This is a genomic window from Paracoccus xiamenensis, assembly GCF_011308835.1.
GTDB classification, from domain to species: Bacteria; Pseudomonadota; Alphaproteobacteria; order Rhodobacterales; family Rhodobacteraceae; genus Paracoccus; species Paracoccus xiamenensis.
Window position 1 is genome coordinate 227001 of record NZ_JAAOHY010000003.1, and the last position, 24287, is coordinate 251287.

The 24287-nt window shown below is 65.2% G+C and carries 29 protein-coding genes; 14 read left to right on the forward strand and 15 right to left on the reverse strand.

The genetic code is table 11. The features are described from left to right. Positions 1-6 precede the first annotated feature (6 nt). Both G7044_RS09565 and G7044_RS09570 read right to left on the reverse strand, forming a co-directional pair. Positions 7-234, reverse strand: a complete 228-nt coding sequence (locus G7044_RS09565) for a hypothetical protein (protein WP_166328309.1) — start codon at positions 232-234, stop codon at positions 7-9. A 56-nt stretch (positions 235-290) separates the two neighbouring features. Beyond that, positions 291-1670 carry an FAD-binding oxidoreductase gene (locus G7044_RS09570; RefSeq protein WP_166328311.1) on the reverse strand — a complete coding sequence of 460 codons (1380 nt, stop codon included), beginning with the start codon at positions 1668-1670 and terminating at the stop codon, positions 291-293. A gap of 28 nt (positions 1671-1698) precedes the next feature. Between G7044_RS09570 and G7044_RS09575 the strand changes: the two genes are divergently transcribed. Next, positions 1699-3441, forward strand: a complete 1743-nt coding sequence (locus tag G7044_RS09575) for a chloride channel protein (RefSeq protein ID WP_166328313.1) — start codon at positions 1699-1701, stop codon at positions 3439-3441. Here the strand turns inward: G7044_RS09575 and G7044_RS09580 are convergent. From G7044_RS09580 to G7044_RS09590, 3 genes are all read right to left on the reverse strand, one after another. Further along, positions 3438-4118: an ABC transporter ATP-binding protein gene (locus G7044_RS09580; protein ID WP_166328315.1), complete on the reverse strand. Its 681-nt coding sequence runs from the start codon at positions 4116-4118 to the stop codon at positions 3438-3440. The two genes, G7044_RS09575 and G7044_RS09580, sit on opposite strands and share 4 nt — an antisense overlap. After that, entirely contained in the window at positions 4111-5409 is a 1299-nt protein-coding gene (locus G7044_RS09585) for a lipoprotein-releasing ABC transporter permease subunit (protein ID WP_166328317.1), read from the reverse strand. The genes G7044_RS09580 and G7044_RS09585 overlap by 8 nt, the downstream gene beginning before the upstream one ends. A gap of 151 nt (positions 5410-5560) precedes the next feature. Beyond that, on the reverse strand, positions 5561-6013 hold the full coding sequence (locus tag G7044_RS09590) for an HD domain-containing protein (protein ID WP_166328319.1): 453 nt from the start codon (positions 6011-6013) through the stop codon (positions 5561-5563). A gap of 140 nt (positions 6014-6153) precedes the next feature. On the opposite strand from G7044_RS09590, the gene radA reads away from it, so the two are divergent. The 3 genes from radA (at position 6154) to purF (ending at position 9804) form a co-directional block, all read left to right on the forward strand. Beyond that, complete coding sequence (gene radA / locus G7044_RS09595; protein ID WP_166328321.1) at positions 6154-7518, forward strand: DNA repair protein RadA; 1365 nt, start codon at positions 6154-6156, stop codon at positions 7516-7518. 42 nt (positions 7519-7560) lie between these two features. Next, a complete protein-coding gene (locus G7044_RS09600) occupies positions 7561-8202 on the forward strand; it encodes a CvpA family protein (protein WP_166328323.1) in 642 nt (213 codons plus the stop codon). Between the two features lie 114 nt (positions 8203-8316). Beyond that, complete coding sequence (gene purF, locus G7044_RS09605) at positions 8317-9804, forward strand: amidophosphoribosyltransferase (RefSeq protein ID WP_166328325.1); 1488 nt, start codon at positions 8317-8319, stop codon at positions 9802-9804. 97 nt (positions 9805-9901) lie between these two features. On the opposite strand, the gene zapA is transcribed toward purF, so the two are convergent. From zapA to G7044_RS09620, 3 genes are all read right to left on the reverse strand, one after another. Continuing rightward, positions 9902-10243 (reverse strand): cell division protein ZapA, encoded by a 342-nt coding sequence (gene zapA / locus G7044_RS09610; protein ID WP_166328327.1) that lies wholly within the window; start codon positions 10241-10243, stop codon positions 9902-9904. Position 10244: 1 nt separating this feature from the next. Continuing rightward, on the reverse strand, positions 10245-10625 hold the full coding sequence (locus tag G7044_RS09615) for a hypothetical protein (RefSeq protein ID WP_166328329.1): 381 nt from the start codon (positions 10623-10625) through the stop codon (positions 10245-10247). A 114-nt stretch (positions 10626-10739) separates the two neighbouring features. Further along, positions 10740-12410 carry a BCCT family transporter gene (locus tag G7044_RS09620; protein ID WP_166328512.1) on the reverse strand — a complete coding sequence of 557 codons (1671 nt, stop codon included), beginning with the start codon at positions 12408-12410 and terminating at the stop codon, positions 10740-10742. Between the two features lie 235 nt (positions 12411-12645). Between G7044_RS09620 and hisB the strand changes: the two genes are divergently transcribed. Beyond that, positions 12646-13233 carry an imidazoleglycerol-phosphate dehydratase HisB gene (hisB, locus tag G7044_RS09625; protein WP_166328331.1) on the forward strand — a complete coding sequence of 196 codons (588 nt, stop codon included), beginning with the start codon at positions 12646-12648 and terminating at the stop codon, positions 13231-13233. Then, the gene (hisH, locus tag G7044_RS09630; RefSeq protein WP_166328333.1) at positions 13233-13868 is read left to right on the forward strand and encodes an imidazole glycerol phosphate synthase subunit HisH; all 636 of its coding nucleotides are present in this window, start codon (positions 13233-13235) and stop codon (positions 13866-13868) included. The genes hisB and hisH overlap by 1 nt, the downstream gene beginning before the upstream one ends. 100 nt (positions 13869-13968) lie before the next feature. Here hisH and G7044_RS09635 read toward each other — a convergent pair whose 3' ends face one another. Beyond that, positions 13969-14352 (reverse strand): DUF2147 domain-containing protein, encoded by a 384-nt coding sequence (locus G7044_RS09635; protein ID WP_166328335.1) that lies wholly within the window; start codon positions 14350-14352, stop codon positions 13969-13971. Between the two features lie 161 nt (positions 14353-14513). Here G7044_RS09635 and hisA point away from each other — a divergent pair, with 161 nt between their 5' ends. The 7 genes from hisA to aat all read left to right on the forward strand — a co-directional run bounded on the left by hisA (position 14514) and on the right by aat (position 19414). Next, a complete protein-coding gene (gene hisA, locus G7044_RS09640) occupies positions 14514-15230 on the forward strand; it encodes a 1-(5-phosphoribosyl)-5-[(5-phosphoribosylamino)methylideneamino]imidazole-4-carboxamide isomerase (protein WP_166328337.1) in 717 nt (238 codons plus the stop codon). Between the two features lie 140 nt (positions 15231-15370). Continuing rightward, a complete protein-coding gene (locus G7044_RS09645) occupies positions 15371-15556 on the forward strand; it encodes a hypothetical protein (protein ID WP_166328339.1) in 186 nt (61 codons plus the stop codon). Between the two features lie 39 nt (positions 15557-15595). Further along, complete coding sequence (hisF, locus tag G7044_RS09650) at positions 15596-16357, forward strand: imidazole glycerol phosphate synthase subunit HisF (RefSeq protein WP_166328341.1); 762 nt, start codon at positions 15596-15598, stop codon at positions 16355-16357. Continuing rightward, the gene (locus G7044_RS09655) at positions 16354-16674 is read left to right on the forward strand and encodes a phosphoribosyl-ATP diphosphatase (protein ID WP_166328343.1); all 321 of its coding nucleotides are present in this window, start codon (positions 16354-16356) and stop codon (positions 16672-16674) included. Before hisF ends, G7044_RS09655 begins: the two co-directional genes overlap by 4 nt. 229 nt (positions 16675-16903) lie before the next feature. After that, complete coding sequence (gene accB / locus G7044_RS09660) at positions 16904-17431, forward strand: acetyl-CoA carboxylase biotin carboxyl carrier protein (RefSeq protein ID WP_166328345.1); 528 nt, start codon at positions 16904-16906, stop codon at positions 17429-17431. A 7-nt stretch (positions 17432-17438) separates the two neighbouring features. Continuing rightward, a complete protein-coding gene (gene accC, locus G7044_RS09665) occupies positions 17439-18788 on the forward strand; it encodes an acetyl-CoA carboxylase biotin carboxylase subunit (protein ID WP_166328347.1) in 1350 nt (449 codons plus the stop codon). 14 nt (positions 18789-18802) lie between these two features. Further along, positions 18803-19414: a leucyl/phenylalanyl-tRNA--protein transferase gene (gene aat / locus G7044_RS09670; protein ID WP_166328349.1), complete on the forward strand. Its 612-nt coding sequence runs from the start codon at positions 18803-18805 to the stop codon at positions 19412-19414. On the opposite strand, the gene G7044_RS09675 is transcribed toward aat, so the two are convergent. Genes G7044_RS09675 through G7044_RS09685 form a run of 3 tightly spaced genes read right to left on the reverse strand, consistent with a single transcriptional unit; the run spans position 19378 to position 20599 of the window. Further along, the gene (locus G7044_RS09675) at positions 19378-19761 is read right to left on the reverse strand and encodes a DUF2155 domain-containing protein (protein ID WP_166328351.1); all 384 of its coding nucleotides are present in this window, start codon (positions 19759-19761) and stop codon (positions 19378-19380) included. The genes aat and G7044_RS09675 overlap by 37 nt on opposite strands. Next, positions 19758-20225, reverse strand: a complete 468-nt coding sequence (mlaD, locus tag G7044_RS09680; protein WP_166328353.1) for an outer membrane lipid asymmetry maintenance protein MlaD — start codon at positions 20223-20225, stop codon at positions 19758-19760. The genes G7044_RS09675 and mlaD overlap by 4 nt, the downstream gene beginning before the upstream one ends. Continuing rightward, entirely contained in the window at positions 20222-20599 is a 378-nt protein-coding gene (locus tag G7044_RS09685) for an NADH:ubiquinone oxidoreductase subunit NDUFA12 (protein WP_166328355.1), read from the reverse strand. Before G7044_RS09685 ends, mlaD begins: the two co-directional genes overlap by 4 nt. 110 nt (positions 20600-20709) lie before the next feature. Here G7044_RS09685 and G7044_RS09690 point away from each other — a divergent pair, with 110 nt between their 5' ends. Continuing rightward, positions 20710-21123, forward strand: coding sequence for a VOC family protein (locus G7044_RS09690; RefSeq protein ID WP_166328357.1), 414 nt, complete (start codon positions 20710-20712; stop codon positions 21121-21123). Here the strand turns inward: G7044_RS09690 and aroA are convergent. The 3 genes from aroA to dusA are packed head-to-tail and all read right to left on the reverse strand — an operon-like array spanning position 21120 to position 24281. Then, a complete protein-coding gene (gene aroA / locus G7044_RS09695) occupies positions 21120-22451 on the reverse strand; it encodes a 3-phosphoshikimate 1-carboxyvinyltransferase (protein ID WP_166328359.1) in 1332 nt (443 codons plus the stop codon). The two genes, G7044_RS09690 and aroA, sit on opposite strands and share 4 nt — an antisense overlap. A 13-nt stretch (positions 22452-22464) precedes the next feature. Further along, on the reverse strand, positions 22465-23271 hold the full coding sequence (locus tag G7044_RS09700) for a sulfite exporter TauE/SafE family protein (RefSeq protein WP_166328361.1): 807 nt from the start codon (positions 23269-23271) through the stop codon (positions 22465-22467). After that, complete coding sequence (gene dusA, locus G7044_RS09705; RefSeq protein WP_166328363.1) at positions 23268-24281, reverse strand: tRNA dihydrouridine(20/20a) synthase DusA; 1014 nt, start codon at positions 24279-24281, stop codon at positions 23268-23270. The genes G7044_RS09700 and dusA overlap by 4 nt, the downstream gene beginning before the upstream one ends. Between the last annotated feature and the right edge of the window lie 6 nt (positions 24282-24287).

The following is a 24287-nucleotide window of genomic DNA, read 5'->3' on the forward strand; positions in this document are numbered from 1 at the left end:
GCGCGCTTATTGTGCAGCTGCCGGTGCGGGATCATCGGCAAGGCCTTCTGCAGTCGTGCCGGCAGCGGGTTCCGCCGAGGTGGCAGTAGGCTCATCCGTCATGGTTTCCGGTTCGGAACTGCCGAATACGATCCAGGCGATCACGACGACGACCAACGCAACGACAATCGCGATCACCGCGGGCGAGTGCCGGCGCGCCTGCTTTTGGACGGGCTGATCGGGTGGTTGAGCCATTGAAATTCCTCCTTGGTGGCTGACCTCAACCCCTCGGACATGATGCAGTTCCGCAGTCAGTTCCTGTCGGGCACCAGCTTGCCGGGGTTGAGGATATTGTTCGGGTCCAGCGACTGCTTGATCGCGCCCATTACCGCCCATGCAGGCCCATGCTGTTCGGCCATCAGCCCGCGTTTGCCGATGCCGATGCCATGTTCGCCCGACACCGTGCCGCCGACGGCAATCGCGCGCCGGGCCATGGCATTCGCGACCTCTTTCGCGCGGGCCAGCTCTTCGGCATTTCCGGGCTCGATCAGCAGCAGGGTGTGGAAATTGCCGTCGCCGACATGGCCGACGATATCGCCAAGGATCCCGGCCGCCGCCATATCCGCCGCCGCCGCCGTCACGGCGCCCGGCAGTTCCGACATCGGCACGCAAACGTCAGTCACCACCCCCGTCGCGCCCGGCCGCAGCTTCAGCGTCGCCCAGTAAGAGGCATGCCGCGCCTCCCACAGCTTCTTGCGATCCTCGGGCGAGGTGGCCCATTGAAAGCCCTGCCCGCCATGTTCAGCGGCAATCTCGCCAAATGCCTCGGCATCGGCGCGCACGGCATCGGGGGAGCCATTGAATTCGATCATCAGATGCGGCTGCTCGGGGTAATCGGTGCCGGAATGCAGGTTCACCGCGCGCATGGCGATGGGGTCCATGAATTCGATCCGCGCCATCGGAATGCCGATCTGCATGGTGGTTGCCACGCAGGTCACCGCGTCCTCCATCGAGGCGAAGGCGCAGACTGCGGCGGCCACGTCCTCGGGCTGGCCATGCAGGCGCAAGGTCAGCTCGGTGATGATGCCCAGCGTGCCCTCGGATCCGACCATCAGCGCGGTCAGGTCGTAACCGGCGCTGGATTTCGCGGCGCAGGTGCCGGTGCGGATAATGGTGCCGTCGGCAAGCACCACCTCCAGCGCCAGCACGGCATCGCGCATCGTGCCATAGCGCACCGCCATCGTCCCCGAGGCCCGCGTCGCCGCCATTCCGCCAAGGCTGGCATTCGCGCCCGGGTCGATGGGGAAGAACAGGCCGGTCGCGCGCAGATCGGTGTTCAGCGCCTCGCGCGTGACGCCGGGCTGAACCACGGCCAGCATATCCTCGGCCCGGATGTCGAGCACGCGGTTCATCTGCATCATGTCCAGCACCAGCCCGCCATGGGTGGCAAGGGCGTGGCCCTCCAGCGAGGTTCCGGTGCCCCAGCCGATGACCGGGACGCCGTGGCGGTTGCAGATGGCCAGGATGGCGCTGACCTCGGCAGTCGTGTGGGGCCAGGCGACGGCATCGGGCGGCGGCGCACGGTGCCAGGTTTCGGACTGGCCATGCAGATCGCGGTCGGCGTCCTTCACTGACAGCCGGTCCCCGATCACTGTGCGGATTTCATCAAATGCCTGCATGTGGTTGACCATGCGCGCCCCCTTTTGCTTCATGAGCAACATGGCCCAACCCGAACGCCCGCGAAAGCCCCGTAACGACGCATCTGCGCCCCATTGGACGGTGGCGCGGCCAAAGCAATTGCGCCGGCAGGCGCGGCGCGCGCTGCGGATCGTCCGCGCCAAGGGGCCAAGCCAGATGCAGTTCTGGCTGCTGGCGCTGCTGATCGGCATCGGCGCGGGGCTGGCGGCCTTGTTCTTCCGGCTGGGGATCGAGGCGTTGCAGCACGCCGTCTATGGGATCGACGACCAGACACTGACCAGCAATGCGGGCATCCTGCCCTGGTGGTGGCTGGTCGCGGTGCCGACCCTTGGCGGCCTGGCGGTGGGGCTGATCCTTGACCGTTTCACCGCCGACGGCCGGGCGCGCGCCGTGGCCGACGTGATCGAGGGCGCGGCGCTGGAAGGCGGCAGGGTCGAGACGCGCGAGGGGCTGGCCTCTGCCGCGGCGTCGCTGATCACGCTGGGGACCGGCGGATCTTCCGGGCGTGAGGGGCCTGTGGTGCATCTGGCCGGCGTGATCTCCACCTGGTTCGCCGATCGCATCAATGCCAGCCCGATGGCCGGGCGTGAGCTGCTGGGCTGCGCCGTAGCCGGCGCTGTCGCGGCCAGTTTCAACGCCCCCATCGCCGGCGCCCTGTTCGCGCATGAGGTCATCCTGCGCCATTTCGCGGCCCATGCCTTCGCCCCCATCGCCATTGCCGCGGTGGCGGGCGCGGTCATCAACCGGCAGGCCTTCGGCGGCGTCACCGAATATGCATTGGCGGGAGAGCCGGGTCTGGGCTTTTATGCCGAGCTGCCGGCCTTTGCGGCGCTCGGGCTGATCTCGGCGTTTGTGGCGGCGGCGCTTGTCTGGGCGATCCTGCGCGCCGACCAGACCGGCAGCACGATATTCGCGCGCACCGGCTGGCCGCGCTGGCTGCGCCCGACGCTGGCGGGCGCGCTGCTGGGCGTCATCGCCATCCCCTTTCCGCATATCATCGGCGTCGGCTATCAGACCACCTTCGCCGCCCTGAACGGTGCTTTTACGCTGAATGAGGTCATCGTCTTCGCGGTGGTGAAAATCGTCGCGGTGGCAATCACCCTTGCCGGGCGCATGGGCGGCGGGGTGTTTTCGCCCGCATTGGTGCTGGGGGCATTGACCGGGCTGGCCTTTGGCATGATCGCGACCTGGGCGCTGCCCAGTCTGTCGGGCGGCACCACCATTTACGCCCTGGCGGGGATGGGCGCGGTCGGGGCTGCGGTGCTTGGCGCGCCGATATCCACCGCGCTGATCGTGTTCGAGATGACCGGCGACTATCAAACAGGCATCGCGGTCATGGTCGCGGTGGCGATGTCTTCGGCGCTTGCCTCGCGCCTGCTGCATCGCAGTTTCTTCCTGACCCAGCTGAAGCTGCGCGGCGTGCGCATCGCCGAGGGCCCGCAGGTCTGGCTGCCGCAGAAGATGCGGATCAATTCGCTCATGCGGCTGCCCGATGCCGAAGATGCGCCTTCACCCGATCTGGTCCGCAGGCTGGCCCGGTCAGGTCGGGCGCTTGTCGACGGGGCGCGGCTGGGGCTGGCGCTGTCGGAATTCGAACGCACGGGCGCCGCCTTCCTGCCGGTGATCCGCCCGCCAGCGCCGCGCGATCCCGCTGCCATCGGCCCGCCCGCCCCGCCCGAGGTGATCGGGACGCTGTATCACGTCGACGCATTGCGGGCGCTGAATCAGGCGCTTTCAGATACTGCGGCCGAGGAACACGCTTAAGCCGCGACGATCCGTCCCGCCTCCAGCCGGACCATCCGGTCCATCCGCGCCGCGAGGTCGAGGTTGTGGGTCGCGATCAGCGCCGACATTCCGGTTTCGCGCACCAGCTCCATGAGCACGCCGAAAACCCGTTCCGAGGTCTCAGGGTCGAGGTTGCCCGTCGGCTCATCCGCCAGCAACAGCGCCGGTTCATTGGCAAGCGCGCGGCAGAAGGCCACGCGTTGCTGTTCGCCCCCCGACATTTCCGCCGGGCGATGATCGGCGCGGGCCTTCAGCCCGACGCGGTCCAGCAGGTCGGCGGCGCGGGCCCGCGCCGCTCGCGCGGGCACGGCATTGGCCAGTTGCGGCAGGATGATGTTCTCGGCCGCGCTGAATTCCGGCAGCAGATGGTGGAACTGATAGACAAAGCCCAGATCGTTGCGCCGCGCGCCCGTGCGCAGGTGATCGGACTTGGCGGTCAGATCGGCCCCGTTCAGCACCACGCGGCCGGTATCGGGCGTATCCAGCAGCCCGGCGATATGCAGCAGCGTCGATTTCCCCGCACCTGACGGCGCAACCAGCGCCACGACCTCACCCCGCGCGACGGTCAGGTCGAGGCCCCGCAGCACCTCGATCTGGCCGGGTTGGCCACGGTTATAGGTCTTTTCGATCCCTTCAAGGCGCAGCGTGTCATTCATAGCGAAGCGCCTCTACCGGGTTCATCCGCGCGGCGCGGCTGGCCGGGATGATGGTGACAAGGAAAGACAGGAACAGCGACAGGCCCACGGCCTTGCCAATATCGACCAGCCGCAATTTCGCCGGCAATTCATAGATCCCCCGGACCGAGGGGTCCCAGGATCCGTTCATCAGCGCCATGATGTGATCGACGTTAAGCGACACCACGATTCCCAGCACCACGCCCAGAATCGTGCCGATGATCCCGGTGAAGGCGCCGCACAGGAAGAAGACCCGCAGGATCGCGCCCTCGGTCAGGCCCATGGTGCGCAGGATGCCGATGTCGCGGCCCTTGTTCTTGACCAGCATGATCAGACCCGAGGTGATGTTCATCGTGGCGATCAGTACCAGCACCGACAGGATGATGAACATGACGTCGTCCTCGATATCCAGCGCCCGCAGGAAGCTGCCAGAGCTGTCCTGCCAGGTCCAGATCTGCGCGCCCTGCCCGGCCGCGTCGATCAGCGGCAGGGTCCAGTCGGCGACGCGTTCGGGGTCATCCACATAGACCTCGATTTCGTCGGCGACGCCTTCGCGGTTGAAATAGGACTGCGCCTCGGTCAGCGGCATGTAGACGCGGGTGCGGTCGATGTCATAGCGCCCGGCGGTGAAGATATACGTGACTTCATAGGCATTTACGCGGGGCGTGGTGCCAAAGGCGGTCTGCGCCCCTTCCGGCGCGATCAGCCGGATGCGGTCGCCGATGCCCACCCCCAATTCGCGGGCGATGCCTGAACCGATGGCGATGCCCTGATCGAATTTCGCGACGTCGCCCATCGCCGTTTCAGGATCGACGACGCGAGGGATTTTCGCGAAATCTTCGGCAGTTACACCAAAAACCTCGGCCACGTTGGCGCGGTCGGACGCGGTCGCCATGACCTGCCCCTTGACCACCGGCGCGGTGCGGGTCACGCCCGGAACGGCGGCCAGACGGGCGGCCATTTCTGTATAATCCGGGATGGTGCCGGGCGTCATGTAGACCTCGCCCGTCAGCTCATTGGTGAAGCTGCCCGGCGACATATAGACCGAGCTGTGGGCGTTGGCACCAAGGATGGTGTCGACGAACTCCTCTCGGAAGCCGGTGCGCACGGCCAGGGTCACGATCAGCGCGGCCACGCCAAGCGCGATGCCGATCAGGCTGATCCAGGTCATCACCGATACACCGCCCTCGGCCCGGCGGGCGCGAAGATAGCGCCAGGCGATCAGGAATTCATAGGGCGAGAAGGGTCGTGGATTCGATCGGGCTTGCGGCATGTCCGGTCCTTTGGCTCGGGCCGGAACCTGATCGGAAAGAGGACAAAGCGCAAGCCGACAATGATGTGAACAGGGCCGCACAACCCGTACACAGGGCGTACACCGCCTGTACACCGGGCGTACATAGATGTGCCGCCCCGCCGCACCGGCCTTAGTCGCCAAGAATGCGGGCGACCTTTTCGTATTTCGCAGCCAGCCGCGCACCAGTTTCCGCATCCAGAAGATGCAGCCGGCTGCGGTTATGCGCCAGGTCCGCGCGCTTGACCTGAACCGCAATCGGGTTTGCCAGCAGACGCGGCAGGTAGTCTGCGAAATAATCCTCGCCCGCGCGTCTGGTCATGGCGTCCACCGCATCCGCAACCACATCGCCGAATCCCGCGCGGATGATCGGGTCCGAGACGACATCACGATCCGGGCAGTCCTCGATACTGTCATGCAGCAGGGCGACGATCTGATGGTCCCCGTCCAAATGGGCCACGGCGCGGGCGACGGCGCGGACATGTTCGATGTAATCGACACCCAGCTTGTCCACCTGCCCCTTGTGGGCTGCCATGGCGAGGGCTTCGGCGCGGGCAAGCCGGTCGCCGGTTTCGGTGTCGCGCATCGGCAACTCCTTCCTGATCCTGAACGGGATGGCCGCAGCATCGCATCAACCGGGCCGGGCTGGCAAGCGATACGGCGATACGGCGATATGCGGCACGGGGGCGCTTGCCGCCACGCGCCCCCTCTGCCATGAAGACCGCCATGGCCAGACCCGTTACCAGTTTCATCTGTCAGGAATGCGGCGCGACTCATAAGAAATGGGCCGGGCGATGCGATGCCTGCGGGGCATGGAACACCGTGGTCGAGGAAGCCCCGCTGAGCCAGGGACCGGGGCGCGGCCTTGGTGCGGCGAAGGGCAAGACCGTGCCGCTGACGCCGCTGTCCACGCTGGAGCCGCCGCCGCCGCGCACCTCCTCTGGCCTTGTCGAGTTTGACCGCGTGCTGGGCGGTGGGCTGGTGCCGGGATCGGCCATTCTGGTCGGCGGCGATCCGGGGATCGGGAAATCGACGCTGCTGTTGCAGGCCGCCAGCGCGCTTGCCCGGCAGGGATCGCATGCGATCTATATCTCGGGCGAGGAAGCCTCGGCGCAGGTCCGCATGCGCGCCCATCGGCTGGGCCTGGCCGAGGCGCCGGTTCGGCTGGGCGCGGAAACGGCGCTGCGCGATATCCTGACCACGCTGGACGCCGAACAGCCCGATCTGGCGGTGATCGATTCGATTCAGACGCTGTGGTCCGACACGGTCGAGGCCGCCCCCGGTTCGGTCAGCCAGGTCCGCGCATCGGCGCATGAACTGGTCACCTTCGCCAAGAAACGCGGTGTGGCAATCATTATCGTGGGCCATGTCACCAAGGACGGCCAGATCGCAGGCCCCCGCGTGGTCGAACATATGGTCGATACGGTGCTGTATTTCGAAGGCGAGCGCGGCCACCAGTTCCGCATCCTGCGCGCGGTGAAGAACCGCTTTGGCCCCGCGGATGAGATCGGCGTCTTCGAGATGACGGGCGGCGGGCTGGCCGAGGTCGCGAATCCCTCGGCGCTGTTTCTGTCCGAACGCGGCCAGCCCTCGCCCGGCAGCGCGGTTTTCGCAGGAATCGAGGGCACACGCCCGGTGCTGACCGAAATTCAGGCGCTGGTGGCGCCGTCGACGCTGGCCAGTCCGCGCCGGACGGTGGTCGGGCTGGACAGCGGGCGCGTCAGCACCATCCTTGCCGTGCTGGAGGCGCGCTGCGGGATTCCCTTTGCAGGGCTTGATGTTTTCCTGAACGTGGCCGGCGGGATGCGGGTCAATGAACCCGCCGCCGACCTTGCCATTGCCGCCGCCCTGTTAAGCGCGCGCGAGGACAGCGCCCTGCCCGCCGATTGCGTCACTTTCGGCGAAATCAGCCTGTCCGGGGCGCTTCGTCCGGTGGCGCAGGCCGAAAACAGGTTGAAAGAAGCGCAGAAACTTGGTTTTTCACAGGCCATAATTCCTGCGTCTCAGAAAATCGAGGGCGCAGGCGGGATGCGGCTGGATCGCATCACCGACCTGACAAGCTTTGTCGGCGAGATCTTCGGCGCCGGTTAAAATGGGACAGTGCGGCCAAGATTGCCGCGAAAAGGTGGCAGAATGGACGGCTTCACGATTATCGACGGCATCGTTGCGGCCGTCATCATCCTTTCGGCGATCCTGGCATATGCGCGCGGCTTCGTGCGCGAATCGCTGGCGATCCTGGGCTGGATCGGGGCGGCCGTGCTGGCCTTTCTGTTCGCCGCCACCGTAAGGCCGATGATCGCGCAGGTGCCGGTTCTGGAACAATTCCTGGGCGAAAGCTGCGAATTGGCGACCATCGCCGCCTTCGCCGTCGTCTTCGCGCTGGCGCTGGTGCTGTTTTCGATCATCACGCCGCTGTTTTCCTCGGTCGTGCAGCGCTCGGCGCTTGGCGGGGTGGATCAGGGCATGGGCTTCTTGTTCGGGGTCGCGCGTGGTATACTTCTGGTCGCGATTGCCTTCATCGTCTACGACCGCGTCATGGCATCGACGCCGGTGGCGATGGTGGACAATTCGCGCTCGGTTCAGGTGTTCAACCGCATGACGGGCCAGCTGAACGCGGAAATTCCGCAGGACGCGCCGGGCTGGATCACCAACCGTTACAACCAGTTGGTCTCGGGCTGCACCGGCACCGCCGTCACCACGCCCGAAGCCGCGCCGACCGGCGCCGCCCCCGCGACCGAACAGGCCGCCGAACCCGCGCCCGCCCCGGCAAACTAGACGTCACGCGCGCTGATGTGACGATTTTGCGTCATGCCCTGCCTTGCAGGGCGTGACTTTCCTTGCGTCACCCCCTATCTAGTGGCGCGACCCCAGAACTGTCAGGTGAGCCCTATGCAACCCTTCCTCGCGCATCCATTCGATGACGACCGTCTGCACGAGGAATGCGGCGTCTTCGGTGTCATCGGCGTCGCTGAAGCGGCGAATTTCGTCGCCCTCGGGCTGCACGCGCTGCAGCATCGCGGCCAGGAAGCAGGCGGCATCATCAGCCACGATAGCGAGAGCGGCTTTAACAGCGCGCACAGGTTCGGCTATGTCCGTGACAACTTCACCAAGCAGTCGCTGATGGAAACGCTGCCGGGGCCGCTGGCCATCGGCCATGTGCGCTATTCCACCGCCGGCGCGAAAGCCGCCCATATCCGCGATGTGCAGCCCTTCTTTGGTGAATTTTCCATGGGCGGCTGCGCGGTCGCCCATAACGGCAATATCACCAATGCCGATGCCCTGCGGCGCGAGCTGATCGAGCGCGGCTCGATCTTCCAGTCGGGCAGCGATTCGGAATGCATCATTCACCTGATGGCGCGGTCGATCCAGAAGAACATCCCCGAACGGATGAAGGACGCGCTGCGCCGGATCGAGGGCGCGTTCAGCGTCATCGCCATGACCCGCACCAAGCTGATCGGTGTGCGCGACCCGCTTGGCGTGCGCCCGCTGGTGATCGGCAAGCTGGGCGATGACGGCTATGCCCTGTCGTCCGAGACCTGTGGTCTCGACATCATCGGCGCCGAATTCCTGCGCGAGGTCGAGCCGGGCGAGATGGTGGTGATTTCCAAGGGCAAGATCGAAAGCTCGCGCCCGTTCCACCCGACGCCTTCGCGCTTCTGCATCTTCGAGCATGTCTATTTCAGCCGCCCCGATTCGATCATCGGCGGCCGCTCGGTCTATGAAACCCGCCTTCAGATCGGTGTGGAACTGGCGCGCGAGGCCCCGGTCGAGGCCGATCTGGTCTGCCCGGTCCCTGATTCGGGGACACCGGCCGCCATCGGCTATGCGCAGGAATCGGGCATTCCCTACGGAATGGGAATCATCCGCAACCAGTATATGGGCCGGACCTTCATCGAACCCACCGACCAGATCCGCAACATGGGCGTGCGGCTGAAGCTGAACGTCAACCGCTCGCTGATCGCGGGCAAGCGGGTCGTGCTGGTTGACGATTCGGTGGTGCGCGGCACCACCAGCCGCAAGATCAAGGACATGATCCTGGATGCTGGCGCCAAGGAGGTGCATTTCCGCATCGCCAGCCCGCCGACCGCCTGGCCCTGCTTCTACGGTGTCGACACGCCTGACCGTGAAAAGCTGCTGGCGGCCCAGATGTCGGTCGAGGAAATGCGCGAATGGATCGGCGTGGACAGCCTGTCCTTCGTCTCGCTGGACGGTCTGTATCGCGCGGCTGGCGAAGCCAAGGGCCGCGACAAATCCTGCCCGCAATATTGCGATGCCTGCTTCTCGGGCGACTACCCTGTTGCACCCTTCGACCAGTTGCAGCGCGGCTTCCAGATGAAAGACGGCTCGGAAACTGCGCCAAGCCACGCGGCCGAATAGGCCTGCGGGGAATCAGCTGCCTCCGGCGGGGATATTTATCCCAGCGTGAATTTCATTCTGGTCCAAATATCCCCCGCGGAGCGGGCGGCATTGCCGATCAGGACCGGTCTTCGGCCTTTTGCGCCAAGGCTTCAGCGCGCGTCGCAAGTTCAGCCATGCTGTCCTGCACTTCCGAGGCGACCATGCCGCTTGCGGCTTGGCGCATCCGGATCAGTTCGCGTTCAGCCGCAAGCGCGCGGTCTTCCATGGTGTTGTGGCGATCGGCCAGCATCAGCCCGGCCAGCAGCAGCAGCCGCGGTTCGGGCATGCGGCCGGCCTGATCGATGATTTTCTGCGCTTCTTCGTCCAGCAGGGCGCCGGCCCGGCGCAGCAGGCGTTCTTCGCCGTCCTGCGCCTGAAGCGTGTATTCCTTGTGACCGATGGTGAAGGTGACGTCCATTTCAGCCCTCGCTCTTGTCGAATGCGACCACTTCGCCCGAGGCGGGCGCGACGTTTTCAGCATAGGGGGCATCCGAGGCGCGCGGCGCGCGCGCGATCAGCTGTTCCAGCCCCGACATGATGTCATCCAGCGCCGCGATTTCGGCGGCGCGGGTGCTGCGCATCAGGTCCAGTTCGGATTGCAGTTCCGCATCCACGGGGGCGGCATCGTCGCGCATTGCGGCCAATTCTGCCTCGACCTCCGCGAGACGCTGCTTCAGCGCAGCGTTTTCGGCACGCAGCGCCTCTGCCCCGGCATCTTCGTGAGTACCCTTATCGAGGGCCTGGTCGATGCGGCCAAGGGCGGCAATCAGGCGCTTTTCGCTGTCCGCAAAACTGGTCATTGGGGGTCCCGACATGAAAACATGACGAAATGTCTTACAGGACCGGGACCAAAAAACAAGAACGGGCGGGGATTCACCCGCCCGTTCAGCAATTACTGGCCAGCGTTTCCTGGCTTAGGTGAGTTCACGTTTTTCGCCCATCAGCCCTTTGACGATGGCCCAGCAGGCGCCAAGCAGCACGATCGTAAAGGGAAATCCGGTCGAGACCGCCATTGCCTGCAGCGCGGTCAGACCGCCCGACAGCAGCAGCGCAATCGCCACCAGCCCTTCGAAGCTGCACCAGAAGATGCGCTGCGGGGTGGGCGCGTTGACCTTGCCGCCTGCCGCGATCGTGTCGATCACCAGCGATCCAGAATCGGACGAGGTGATGAAGAACACGATCACCAGCACGATGCCGACGAAGCTGGTGATTTCGGTCAGCGGCAGTTGCGACAGCATCTGGAACAGCTTCAGTTCCAGCGCCGCGTCCGAGATGCCCGAGAAACCGGCCAGCGTCATCGAGATGGCCGTGCCCCCGAAGGTCGTCATCCACAGCACCGAGATGATGGCCGGCACGATCAGCACCGCCGTCAGGAACTGCCGCACGGTCCGCCCACGCGACACGCGCGCGATGAACATGCCGACAAACGGTGACCAGCTGATCCACCACGCCCAGTAGAAGGCGGTCCAGCCCTGCCGGAAGTTGTCATCATCACGTCCGAACGGGTTCGACAGCGGGATGATTTCCTGCGCATAGGCCTTCAGGTTGCCGAAGAAGCCGCCAAGGATGTCTGCCGTCGGGCCAAGCACGATCACGAAGATCATCAGCGCGAAGGCAAGGAACATGTTGATCTCGGACAGGCGCTTGACGCCCTTTTCCACGCCCGCCACGACGCTGAAGGTCGCGACTGCGGTAATGGCGAGGATCAGGAAGATCTTGGTCGTGTTGGTGGCGGGAATGTCGAACAGGAAGTTCAGACCTGCGGTCGCCTGTTCGGCCCCGAAGCCAAGCGAGGTCGCCAGACCGAAGATGGTCGCAAAGACCGCCAGAATGTCGATGACATGACCCGGCCAGCCCCAGATGCGTTCCCCCAGAAGCGGGTAAAAGACCGAACGCATGGTCAGCGGCAGGCCCTTGTTGAAGGAAAACAGCGCCAACGCCAGTGCCACGACGGCATAGATCGCCCAGGGGTGCAGCCCCCAGTGGAAGATGGTCGCGGCCATGCCCAGACGGCGGGCCGCCATTTCGTCGCCGGCGGCACCTTGCAGGGGTGCCCAATCGGTGCGGGCGCCTTCCTCGACCACCACACCGGCCAGCGAGGCGTCGAAATGGCTCATCGGTTCGGAAACGCCATAGAACATCAGCCCGATGCCCATCCCGGCTGCAAACAGCATGGCGAACCAGCCCGACAGGGAATAATCCGGCGTTGCCTCTGGACCGCCAAGGCGGACACTGCCCAGCGGCGACAGGATCAGCCCGAGGCACAGCAGCACGAAAATGTTGCCGGCGATCAGGAAGAACCAGTCAAGCTTGCTGGTCAGGAAGTCGCGCAGACCGTTGAAGAACGGGTCCAGCTGATGCTGAAAGATCAGCGCCGCCAGCGTGAATGCAATGATCGCCAGCGACGAGAACAGGAAGACGGGCTTATGCACATCGAATTCGATGGTGAAGGCGTGACTGATGTTGTCCTGGCCGATCTCGTATTCGGTTTCGATGACTTCGGTCGTGCCTTCGGGTGCGGGGACGGCCTCCTCGGCCGCGTCCTCTGGTGCTTGACCCTCGGTCAATGTCTCGTCAATTGCCATACTGGCCGGATTTCCCCGCGGATCCGCGGGGTGCCGCGACTGCGGATCGTTCGGTTCGGACATGAACTTCCTTTCTGGGGTTGCTTGCTTTCCGTGAGTGTCAGTTTGAGGGTGGCGCTTATGTCACATTTGCGCGAGGAATGCCACCCTAGGGGCCAAAGAGCGTCGCGTCAGGGGATTGGGCTTTGTCGCAGGTCAGCGTATAAAGCGGCGGAATTCTTGAAAGGTTCAGGCGATGCGGCAGGCGGAAATCACCCGCAAGACGGCGGAAACGGATATCGAGGTCAGTGTGAACCTCGACGGCACCGGCGTCTATGACAACCAGACCGGGGTCGGCTTTTTCGACCATATGCTGGACCAGCTTTCGCGCCATTCGCTGATCGACATGCGCATCCGCGCGGCGGGCGATCTGCATATCGACGATCATCACACGGTGGAAGATGTGGGCATTGCGCTTGGCCAGGCGCTGACCCGCGCGCTTGGCGACAAGCGCGGGATCCGGCGCTATGGCAGCTTTCTGCTGGCGATGGATGACGCGCAGCTGCGCACCGCGCTGGATCTGTCGGCGCGGCCCTATCTGATCTGGAATGTGGATTTCCCGACCCAGAAGATCGGCAGCTTCGATACCGAACTGGTGCGCGAGTTCTTTCAGGCTCTGTCGACCCATGGCGGCATCACCCTGCATGTCGATGCGCTGCACGGGATCAACAGCCACCACATCGCCGAGGCTGCATTCAAATCCGTCGCCCGCGCCCTGCGCGAGGCGGTAGAGCCCGATCCTCGCATGTCGGGCGTGCTGCCTTCGACGAAGGGCGCGCTTTGATGCGTGTGGCCCTGGTCGATTACGACAGCGGCAATCTGCATTCGGCGCAGAAGGCCTTTGCGCTGATGGGGGCGAAGGCGGGGGCCGAAATCGTCGTGACCTCGGACCCGGAAGCGGTGGCGAAGGCCGACCGGATCGTGCTGCCGGGCGATGGCGCGTTTCCCGCCTGCAAGGCCGCGCTGGAGGCCGTGCCGGGCATGGTCGAGGCGCTGCGCGAGGCGGTGGAGCGGCGCGCCGTGCCCTTCATGGGCATCTGTGTGGGCATGCAGATGCTGGCCGATGTCGGCCATGAATATCGCGACACGGCGGGGCTTGGCTGGATCGGCGGCGAAATCGACGCGATCCGCCCGGCGGATCCTGCGCTGAAAGTGCCGCATATGGGCTGGAACGAGTTGCGCCTGCGCGGCAGTCATCCGGTTCTGGACGGCATCAACGACGGCGATCACGCCTATTTCGTCCATAGCTGGCAGTTCCACCCGACCGACCCGGCGCATCTGCTGGCCGATGTCGATTACGGCGGCCCGGTCACCGCAATCGTTGGGCGCGACAACATCATCGGCACTCAGTTCCACCCGGAAAAGTCGCAAGCCGTCGGCCTGCGCATCATCGAGAATTTCCTGAACTGGACGCCGTGAAGGCGGATGCTGTTCATCAACCCCATCTGCTTCAGCGCCGATATGACCAAGCCAGAAGGGCGGCCCATGTGACCGCCCCGCTCTCGTCCGCAAAGGCAGTTTACTGCAGCTTTGCCCAGGTCTGGTTCTTGCAGATCAGCCCACCGGCGACGCAGCCCGCAAGGCTCATCTGATTGCCGCTGACGCTGGCCTTACCGTTATAGATCTTGTTATCGGCCGGACGCAGCACCTTGCCCTTGTAATTGCCATTGCCCTTCGGGGCCATGTCGATGACGATCTGCTTGCCGATATTGGGCGACTTGAATTCGGCCTTGTCCTTGAAGGTGCGGGTGATGGTGCCGCAGAAGGCGCCGCCGCAGGGGGTGATCTGGACATGGGCGAAGGCGCCCTCATCCGGCTGGGTCTGCCACAGCCCCTCGATCGGGTCGGCGGATGCGGCACCGGCCAGCAGGCCGAAAGCGGCGGCGAACAGGATTTTCTTCATGGTTTCTCCTCCCAAAGATCCGTTTTGTCGGGATCAGAGGTCACGCCTGCGATTCCCGCAAGCATGACGTAGGGTCGAAGGCCAGGTTGACGCAGCTGCCGCCATGCTTGCCCTGCCCGCGCCCCTGTGGCAAAGCGCGGCGAACCAAGCCGGAGCCTGCCATGATCCTTTATCCCGCCATCGACCTGAAGGACGGCAATTGCGTGCGCCTGCTGCGTGGCGATATGGAGGCCGCGACCGTCTTCGGCACTGATCCGGCCGCGCAGGCCCGCGCATTTGAGGATGCCGGCGCCGAGTGGCTGCACCTGGTCGACCTGAACGGCGCTTTCGCAGGCCAGCCGGTGAACGCCGCAGCGGTCGAGGCGATCCTTGCTGCCACCTCCATCCCTGCCCAGCTTGGCGGCGGCATCCGCGACTTGGCCACGATCGAGATGTGGCTGTCAAAGGGCCTGAAACGCGTCATCCTCGGCACCGTCGCCGTTGAAAACCCGGATCTCGTCCGCGAGGCCGCCAAAGCCTTCCCCGGTCAGGTCGCCGTCGGCATCGACGCGCGCAAGGGTTTTGTCGCCACCAAGGGCTGGGCCGAGGAAACGACGGTGCAGGCAACCGACCTGGCCCGCAGCTTCGAAGATGCCGGGGTCGCGGCCATCATCTACACCGATATCGACCGCGACGGCGCGATGCAGGGGCCGAACATTCCCGCGACCGAGGCGCTTGCCCGCGCGGTGACCATCCCGGTGATCGCCTCGGGTGGGGTCTCATCGATGCAGGACCTGACCGCGCTCCGCGATAGCGGCGTCATCGCCGGCGCAATCTCGGGCCGGGCGCTTTATGACGGCGCGCTTGACCTGACAGCGGCACTGAAAGCGCTCGCCTGATTTCATTCTGGTCCAAATATCCTGGGGGGCGAGGAGCGCCCGGAAAATGGTCCGGGGGACCATTTTCAGCGACGAGCGGGGCGAAGCCCCAGCCGCGCTGCCCCCCTTCCCCCCGCCCATAACAGGCGCTATCAACAGACATGCTCGTCGATCCGAACCACCCGTTCTTCCGCCCCCTCTGGGTCCGCATCCTGTGTGTGGCCTTCCCCTTTGGCTGGGCGATGTTCGAAATGGGCACCGGCAATGTCTTCTGGGCGATCCTGTTCGGGGCGGCGGGCGCGGTGCTGTTCAACGCGCTGATCCTGCGCGGGCCGGACGATCGCTGACCCCTTCCCTCGGCAACCCGCGCGCGCTATCAGGCGCATATGCTGAAGACACGCATCATCCCCTGCCTTGACGTGGCCGATGGCCGGGTGGTCAAGGGCGTCAATTTCGTCGATCTCGTGGATGCCGGCGACCCGGTCGAGGCCGCGAAGGCCTATGACGCCGCCGGCGCGGACGAGATCTGCTTTCTGGACATCCACGCCACCCATGAAAACCGCGGCACCATGTTCGACGTGGTGACGCGCACCGCCGAACAGTGCTTTGTGCCGCTGACCGTGGGCGGGGGCGTCAGAACCCATCACGACGTGCGCGCGCTGCTGCTGGCGGGGGCCGACAAGGTCAGCTTCAATTCCGCCGCCGTGGCCGATCCGAACGTGCTGGCCGAAGCCGCCGACCGCTTCGGCAGCCAATGCATCGTCTGCGCCATCGACGCCAAGACCGTGGCGCCCGGGAAATGGGAGATCTTCACCCATGGCGGCCGCAAGCCCACCGGCATCGACGCGGTGGAATTCGCCCGCCTCGTGGCCGCGAAAGGCGCGGGCGAGATCCTGTTGACCAGCATGGACCGCGACGGCACGAAATCGGGCTTCAACCTGCCCCTGACCCGCGCCGTGGCCGATGCGGTCGACATTCCCGTCATCGCCTCGGGCGGGGTCGGCATGCTGGAACATCTGGTCGAAGGCGTGACCGAGGGCCATGCCAGCGCCCTGCTGGCGGCGTCCATCTTTCATTTCGGCACCTTCACCGTCGGCGAAGCCAAGGCCCATCTGGCCGCCGCCGGCATCCCCGTGAGGCTGACATGAGCGATTACGACGCGTTCCAGCGCCTCGACGCCACCATCGCGTCACGCAAAAGCGCCGATCCCGAAACCAGCTGGACCGCGAAACTGCTGGCCAAGGGCCCGGAAAAATGCGCCGAGAAGTTCGGTGAAGAAGCCGTTGAAGCCATCATCGAGGCGGTCAAGGGCGACCGCGCCAAGTTGACCTCAGAAGCGGCGGATGCCGTCTTTCACCTTGCCGTCATGCTGGCCGCGCGCGACCTCAGCCTTGCGGATGTTGCCGAGGAACTCGCCCGCCGTGAGGGCCAGTCGGGCATTGCCGAAAAGGCCGGACGGCGCTGACAGCAAGCTGCGACAGCCGGACGCGGGGCACGGCTGCCGTCGCACCGGGCCGCCAATTCTTGTGGTCGAAACGGCCCGGACCGCATATCCTTGGCCTCGGACGGCGAAATCTGCGGCTTCGGCGATCGAATTCCAAGGCAATTTGCTTTCCCTCGGCGGCCAAGACGCGGTATAAGCCAGCAATTCCTACCGCGCGCGAGACGCGGAACTCACAAGGCAGAGGATCCTCATGACCGCAGACGCCAAATCCGGCAAGCATCACGAAGGCGACGTCGCTTTCATCCAGTCGCTGGCCGAGCTTCTGAACAGCAGCGAACTGTCCGAATTGTCGGTCAAACGCGAATATGGCGAAAATGACCGCCTGACGGTCAGCCTGTCCAAACATGGCAAGCAGGTGGTGATGCAGGCCGCGGCCCCAGCCTATGCGCCAGCAGCCGCGGCACCGGCCGCCGCCGCCGCCCCGGCATCCCCGGCGACGCCCACGGCCACGCCCGGCGCCACCGCGGGCGATCCGGCGGATCTTCCGGGCGCAGTCACCTCGCCCATGGTCGGCACGGCTTACCTGTCGGCGGAACCCGGTGCCGCGCCCTTCGTCACCATCGGCCAGCAGGTCAGCGAAGGCGACACGCTGCTGATCGTCGAGGCGATGAAGACCATGAACCACATCCCCTCGCCCAAATCGGGCACGGTCAAGCGCATCCTGGTCGATGACGGCACCCCGGTCGAATACGGCGCGCCACTGATGATCGTGGAATGAGGCCGGGATGTTCGACAAGATCCTGATCGCCAATCGCGGCGAGATCGCGCTGCGGGTCATCCGCGCCGCCCGCGAGATGGGCATCCAGTCGGTCGCGGTGCATTCGACTGCCGACACGAACGCCATGCATGTGCGCATGGCCGACGAATCGGTTTGCATCGGCCCGAATTCCAGTTCCGAAAGCTATCTGAACCCGGCCGCGATCATCGCCGCCTGTGAAATCACCGGCGCACAGGCCGTGCATCCCGGTTACGGCTTTCTGTCGGAAAATGCCGGTTTCGCGCAGATGCTGGAAGATCACGATATCACCTTCATCGGCCCCAAGGCGGAACATATCCGCATCATGGGCGACAAGATCACCGCCAAGGACACTGCCAAGGCGCTTGGCATTCCGGTCGTTCCCGGATCCGAAGGCGGTGTGAATGACGTCGACGAAGCCAAGAAGGTCGCGGCAGAGATCGGCTATCCGGTCATCATCAAGGCCACCGCCGGCGGCGGCGGGCGCGGCATGAAGGTCGCCCATGACGAGGCCGGGCTGGAGGTCGCCTTCCGCACCGCCCGTTCCGAAGCCAAGGCCGCCTTCGGCAACCCCGACGTCTATATCGAGAAATACCTGCAAAAGCCGCGTCATATCGAGATTCAGGTCTTTGGCGACGGCAAGGGCAATGCCGTCTATCTGGGCGAGCGCGACTGTTCCCTGCAACGCCGCCACCAGAAGGTGTTCGAAGAAGCGCCCGGCCCCTCGATCACCGAGGAAGAGCGCAAGCGTATCGGGACCATCTGCGCGGATGCGATGAAGAAGCTGGGCTATATCGGCGCGGGCACCATCGAGTTCCTGTATGAAGATGGCGAGTTCTATTTCATCGAAATGAACACCCGCCTTCAGGTCGAACATCCGGTGACCGAGGCGATTTACGGCGTCGATCTGGTCCGCGAACAGATCCGCGTTGCCGCAGGCGAGCCGATGGAGCTGGATCAGGACAAGCTGAAGATCAACGGCCACGCCATCGAAGTGCGCATCAACGCCGAGAAGCTGCCGAATTTCAGCCCCTCGCCCGGCAAGATCACCCAGTTCCACGCTCCGGGCGGTCTGGGCGTGCGGATGGATAGCGCGATCTATGACGGCTATGTCATCCCGCCCTATTACGACAGCCTGATCGGCAAGCTGATCGTCCACGGCCGCGACCGGCCCGAGGCGCTGGCGCGCCTGAAACGCGCCCTGTCGGAACTGATCGTGGACGGCGTGGACACCACCACGCCGCTGTTCGACGCCCTGCTGGAAGAGCCGGACATTCAAAGCGGCAACTATTCCATCCACTGGCTGGAACGCTGGCTGAGCGAGAACGTCCCGGCGTGATCTCGGCCGAGCAGATGCTGTGGGGTTATGCCAATGGCATTTTCCCCATGGCGGACTCGGCCGACGATGCAATCCTGCACTGGCTGGACCCCTTGCGTCGCGGCATCATGCCAATCGGGGGGGTACATGCCTCGGGCTCGATGCGGCGACATCTGCGGCGCAGCGATTGGCAGGTGACGCTGAACCGCCGCTTTGGCGACGTGGTTCGCGCCTGCGCCGCGCGCAGCGAAACCTGGATAAATGCCGAACTGCACCACGTTTACGACGACCTTCATCGTCTGGGTCACGCCCATTCGATCGAGGTTCTCGACGGCGATCTATTGGTCGGCGGGATCTTCGGGCTGACTATCGGCGCGGCGTTTTTCGGGGAAAGCATGTTCTCGGGCCGGACCAACGGGTCAAAGACGGCGCTGATCGTGTTGTCGGCGCATCTGGCGGCCTGCGGCTTCAGGCTGTTCGACACCCAATATCCGACCCCGCACCTGGAATCACTGGGTGGCCAGACCATTTCCCGCGCCGATTACCGCAGCCGACTGGCCGACGCGATCCAGCGCCCGGCGGATATCACCGCCCTGCCGCTGCCCTCGTTTCAGGCCGCCTTGCAGGCCAGTACCCAGACGTCATAGCGGGCATCGTCCAGCGACGAGAGCGCCGGCGACGAGGCCACCATCCAGCCATCGAACAGGGTCGCCCGGCTGTTGCGATCGGTGATGACCATCTGGGCGAATGCGTCGGAATTGGGATCGGCGGACGGAAAGCGGCACTCGCCCAGCCGCACCGTCAACCGACCGATATCGGCCGATTCGCCCGGCGCCAGTTCCAGGTCGGTGATCTCGCTGGAAACCTTGTCCAGCGTGCGCAGCACCGCCCCCGACCCACGGGTGGTTTCGATATTGTCCTGCGCGATGGCGGGCATCGCCGCCAGCAGAGACAGGACCAGAACAGACGGGGCCAGAATGGCGGAACGGATCATTGTGCTTCCTCTGGCGGGGCATCGTCCGCCTGCGAATCGACGAATTTCATCATCAGCGACAGCAGGCTGACAGCACCCTGCACGTCCTCGATTTCCGCGCCGGGGGCGAGGTTTTCGGGGCTGCCGCCCGGCTGCAATTCCAGATAGGCGCCGCCCAGAAGCCCGTCGGACTGGATCACCGCCGCCGAATCGTCGGGCAGCCGGATATCGTCCTGAAGCCGCAACCGGGCCTCGGCATAGTAGGTTTCAGGGTTCAGGGTGATCTCGGTCACGCGACCGACGGGCACGCCGCCCAGCCGGATCTCGGATCCCTTTTCGATGCCCTCGACATTGGGGAAGGCCGCGATCAGATCATAGCCGCCGCCCGGCATCAGCCGAGGGCCTGCCGCGAAGGCCAGAAAACCGGCAGCAACCGCCAGCACCACTGCGCCGGCGATCAGCTCTGCCCGGCTGTCATCGCTCATTGATCGGGTTGCCACGCGTCGTAATCGCTGCGCTCGACCGGATTGGCGCGATAGATCGAGCCCTTGGGCCGATAAGCCTGCGGCGTGCCGGTCAGGTTCATCTGGCTGGGCAGTTCCCAGGCGCGGCGCGTCATCGGGTCCTTGGTCGGCGGTTCCTTGAAGGTGTGGTGCAGCCAGCCATGCCATTCGACCGGCACCCGGCTTGCCTCGGATTCGCCATTATAGATGACCCAGCGGCGCTTGCCGTCCTTGGACTGGTAATAAACATTACCCTGATCGTCATCCCCGACCTTTTCGCCATAAAGCGCGGTCCAGACCTGCGTGTTCAGGGTCTGGCCCCTCCACCAGGTCAGAATACGATCAACGATCCACATGGGCGGCTCCTTCGGGTCTGTTCGTCTTTCTATGCCGCAAAGCGGTCGCCGGGTCCAGTGGGCCCGGAACCGCAGGGCAAAGCTTGCGTTAGGGAACAGGAGTTTTAGCGATGGCGTATCACCAGGGCAGACTGATCGACCACATTCATCTGCGCGTGTCGGATATCGGGCGCGCACGTGATTTCTATAGCGCGGTTCTGGGCGCACTGGGCCGCGGCGAATGCGTCGGCAGGGGGCGAGACTGGCTGGAATGCGATGAGCTTTACATCGACGAAATTTCACCCGGCGAACGCCCAAGCCTGCTGCATCTGTGTTTTCAGGCCGAGAACCGCGACATGGTCGACCGCTTCCACGAGGCGGCCCTTGCCAATGGTGGGCGCGACAATGGCGCGCCGGGGCCGCGCGATTATCACCCCGGCTATTACGCGGCCTTCGTGTTGGACCCCGACGGCAACAATATCGAGGCGAAATGCGACGAGCGCATCACCCGCCGCTCTGCCGCAAGTATCGAAATCGAGACCTAGCCCAGATCGCCCCCCAGCCCGCGCATCAGCGGCACGAAATCGGGGAATGACGTGGCGATAGCTGCGCCGTCATCGACGGTGACCTCGGCATCTGCGGCAAGCCCTGCGATCAGGAAAGACATCGCAATGCGGTGATCAAGGTGGGTGGCGACCGGCCCGGCCCCGCCCGGAATACGGCCCTTGCCGTGGACGGTCATGCTGTCGCGGGTCTCATCCACCTCGACCCCGTTCGCGCGCAACCCCTTGGCCATGGCGTCGATGCGGTCGGATTCCTTGACGCGCAGTTCGGCGACGCCGTTCATCACGGTATCGCCCTGCGCCATGGCCGCGATGACCGACAGGATCGGGAATTCGTCGATCATGCTGGCGGCGCGCTCTGCCGGAACGCTGACGCCGTGTAGGGTCGAGTGACGCACGACCAGATCAGCCACCGGCTCGCCCCCCTCTTCACGGTCGTTTTCCCATGTCAGGTCCGCGCCCATCTCGGCCAGCGTGACATACAGCCCGTCGCGGGTCGGGTTGCGGCTGATGCCGGCCACCCGGATTTCCGAGCCCGGCACGATCAGCGCCGCCGCCACCGGGAACGCCGCCGAGGACGGGTCGCGCGGCACGGCGACGGTCTGCGCGCGCAGCTCTGGCCGGCCGGTCAGGGTGATGACATGGCCCTCGGGGGTGGTTTCGGTGGTGATCGTCGCACCAAAGCCTGCAAGCATCCGTTCAGAGTGGTCGCGGGTCGGCTCTTTTTCGATCACGACGGTCTGGCCGGGCGCGTTCAGCCCCGCCAGCAGCACCGCAGACTTGATCTGGGCCGAGGCGACCGGCGTCGCATAGCGGACCGGCACCGGGTCCTGAACGCCCTTGATGGTGACGGGCAGCAACCCGCCTTCGCGGGTGGTGATGTCCGCGCCGAACAGCGCCAGCGGGTCGGTGATGCGGCGCATCGGGCGTTTCGACAGGCTGGCATCGCCGGTAAAGGTGGCAGTGATCGGCGTCGTTGCCATCGCCCCCATGATCAGCCGCACGCCGGTGCCGGAATTGCCGCAATCGATCACGCCCGCAGGTTCAGCAAAGCCGCCGACGCCGACGCCATCGACGATCCATTCGCCCGGTCCCAGCCGTTCGACGGTCGCGCCGAACGCCTGCATGGCCTTGCCGGTATCCAGCACGTCCTGCCCTTCCAGCAGGCCGGTGATATGGGTCCGCCCCACCGCCAGCGCGCCAAGGATCAGCGCGCGGTGGCTGATCGACTTGTCGCCGGGGACCTGTGCAGTCCCCGACAGCGGTTTGCCGGGGCGCGAGGACATCGGCTTCGCGGGCGCGTGTGACATCTGGATTACCTTTCTAGAACAGGGTCTTGCGCAGCATATTCAGCGCAACGAGCATCAGGAAGCCGGCAAAGACCCGCTTCAGCATCTTCGCATCCAGCCGGTGCGCCAGCGCGGCCCCCAAGGGTGCGGTCAGCAGCGTCATTGCAATCACGATCAGGAAGGCCGGGATGTTGACCGCGCCGATGGTGCCGGGCGGTGCGTTCTCGGTCGGGGTCAGCAGGAACAGCAGGGCCGAGGGCAGCGCGATCAGCCCGCCAAAGCCCGCAGCCGTCGCCACCGCGCGGTGGATCGGCAGGCCATGCAGCGACATCAGCGGCACCCCGATCGACCCGCCCCCGATCCCCAGCAGGACCGAGACAAAGCCGGTCAGCCCCGCCATGACATATTTCACCGGCCCCTGCGGCATCCGGTCCGCAAGCCGCCAGCTTGCGCGGCCGAACATCATGTAGCTGGCGATGACGATGACCAGCACGCCAAAGATCACCTGCAGTGTCTGCGTTCGCAGCGACGAGACCAGCATCACCCCAGCTGCGGCCCCCAGCATGATCCCCGCGGCCCAGTCCTTCAGGATCTGCCAGTCCACCGCGCCCTTGCGGTTATGCGCCATGACCGAGCGCGCCGAGGTCACGATGATGGTCGCCAGCGAGGTTGCCAGACAGATCTGCATCAGGTCGTCAGAGCCATAACCGGCAGCGCTGAACAGATACAGGAAGGCCGGGACCAGCACGATGCCGCCGCCAACCCCCAGAAGCCCGGCAAGCAGCCCGGCGAAAGCGCCGACCAGGGCCAGCGTGATTGCGGGCAGGATCATCTCGGTCATGCGGCCTCCGCAGCGTTTCGCACCTGATCCAATGCCGCGTCATAAAGCGCAAGGCCTTCTGCCGGGGTCCGCGCCTTCGACGCCCCCTCGCTGAGGGTTCTGCGCCACAGCCGCGCGCCGGGGCGGCCGTGAAACAGGCCCAGCATGTGGCGGCTGATGTTGTGAATGCGTGCGCCGTCGTCCAGCCAGCGCGCGATCAGCGGGCGCGTGGCCAGTGCCGCATCCACCGGATCGGCGAAGGGCGGTGTGTCGCCCCACAGCGCATCTGCCGCGCCAAGGCTGTCCCAGGGCTGGTGATAGGCGGCGCGGCCGATCATCACCCCGTCCATATGGGCCAGCTGCTCGGCCTCCATCCCCGGCTGGACACCGCCATTGATCGACAGGTGCATATCCGGGAACGCCGCTTTCATGCGATGAACCAGCGGGTAATCCAGCGGCGGGATTTCGCGGTTATCCTTGGGCGAAAGCCCCTCTAGCCAGGCCTTGCGGGCGTGGATGGTGACGCGGCTGGCACCGGCATCGCGCATCCGCGCCAGAAAGTCGGGCAGCACCGTTTCCGGGTCCTGATCGTCCACCCCGATGCGGCATTTGACCGTCACCTCGACCGGGCTTTCGGCAATCATCGCGGCCACGCAGCGCGCCACCAGATCCGGCGTTTTCATCAGCACCGCGCCGAAACAGCCCGACTGCACCCGGTCCGAGGGGCAGCCGACATTCAGGTTGATTTCGTCATAGCCATGGGGCGCCGCAAGCGCGGTGGCGCGGGCCAGTTCGTCCGGGTCCGATCCGCCGATCTGCAAGGCCACCGGATGCTCGGCCATTTCCTTGCCCAGCAAGCGGTCACGCGGGCCGTGAATGATCGCGGGCGCGGTCACCATTTCCGTGAACAGCAGCGCACGCCGCGACAGCACGCGGTGAAAGCCGCGGCAATAGCGATCGGTCCAGTCCATCATCGGCGCCACGGACAGCCGGGCGGCATCGCGAACTGCAGTTGTGTCTTTGCTGCTCATCTCATC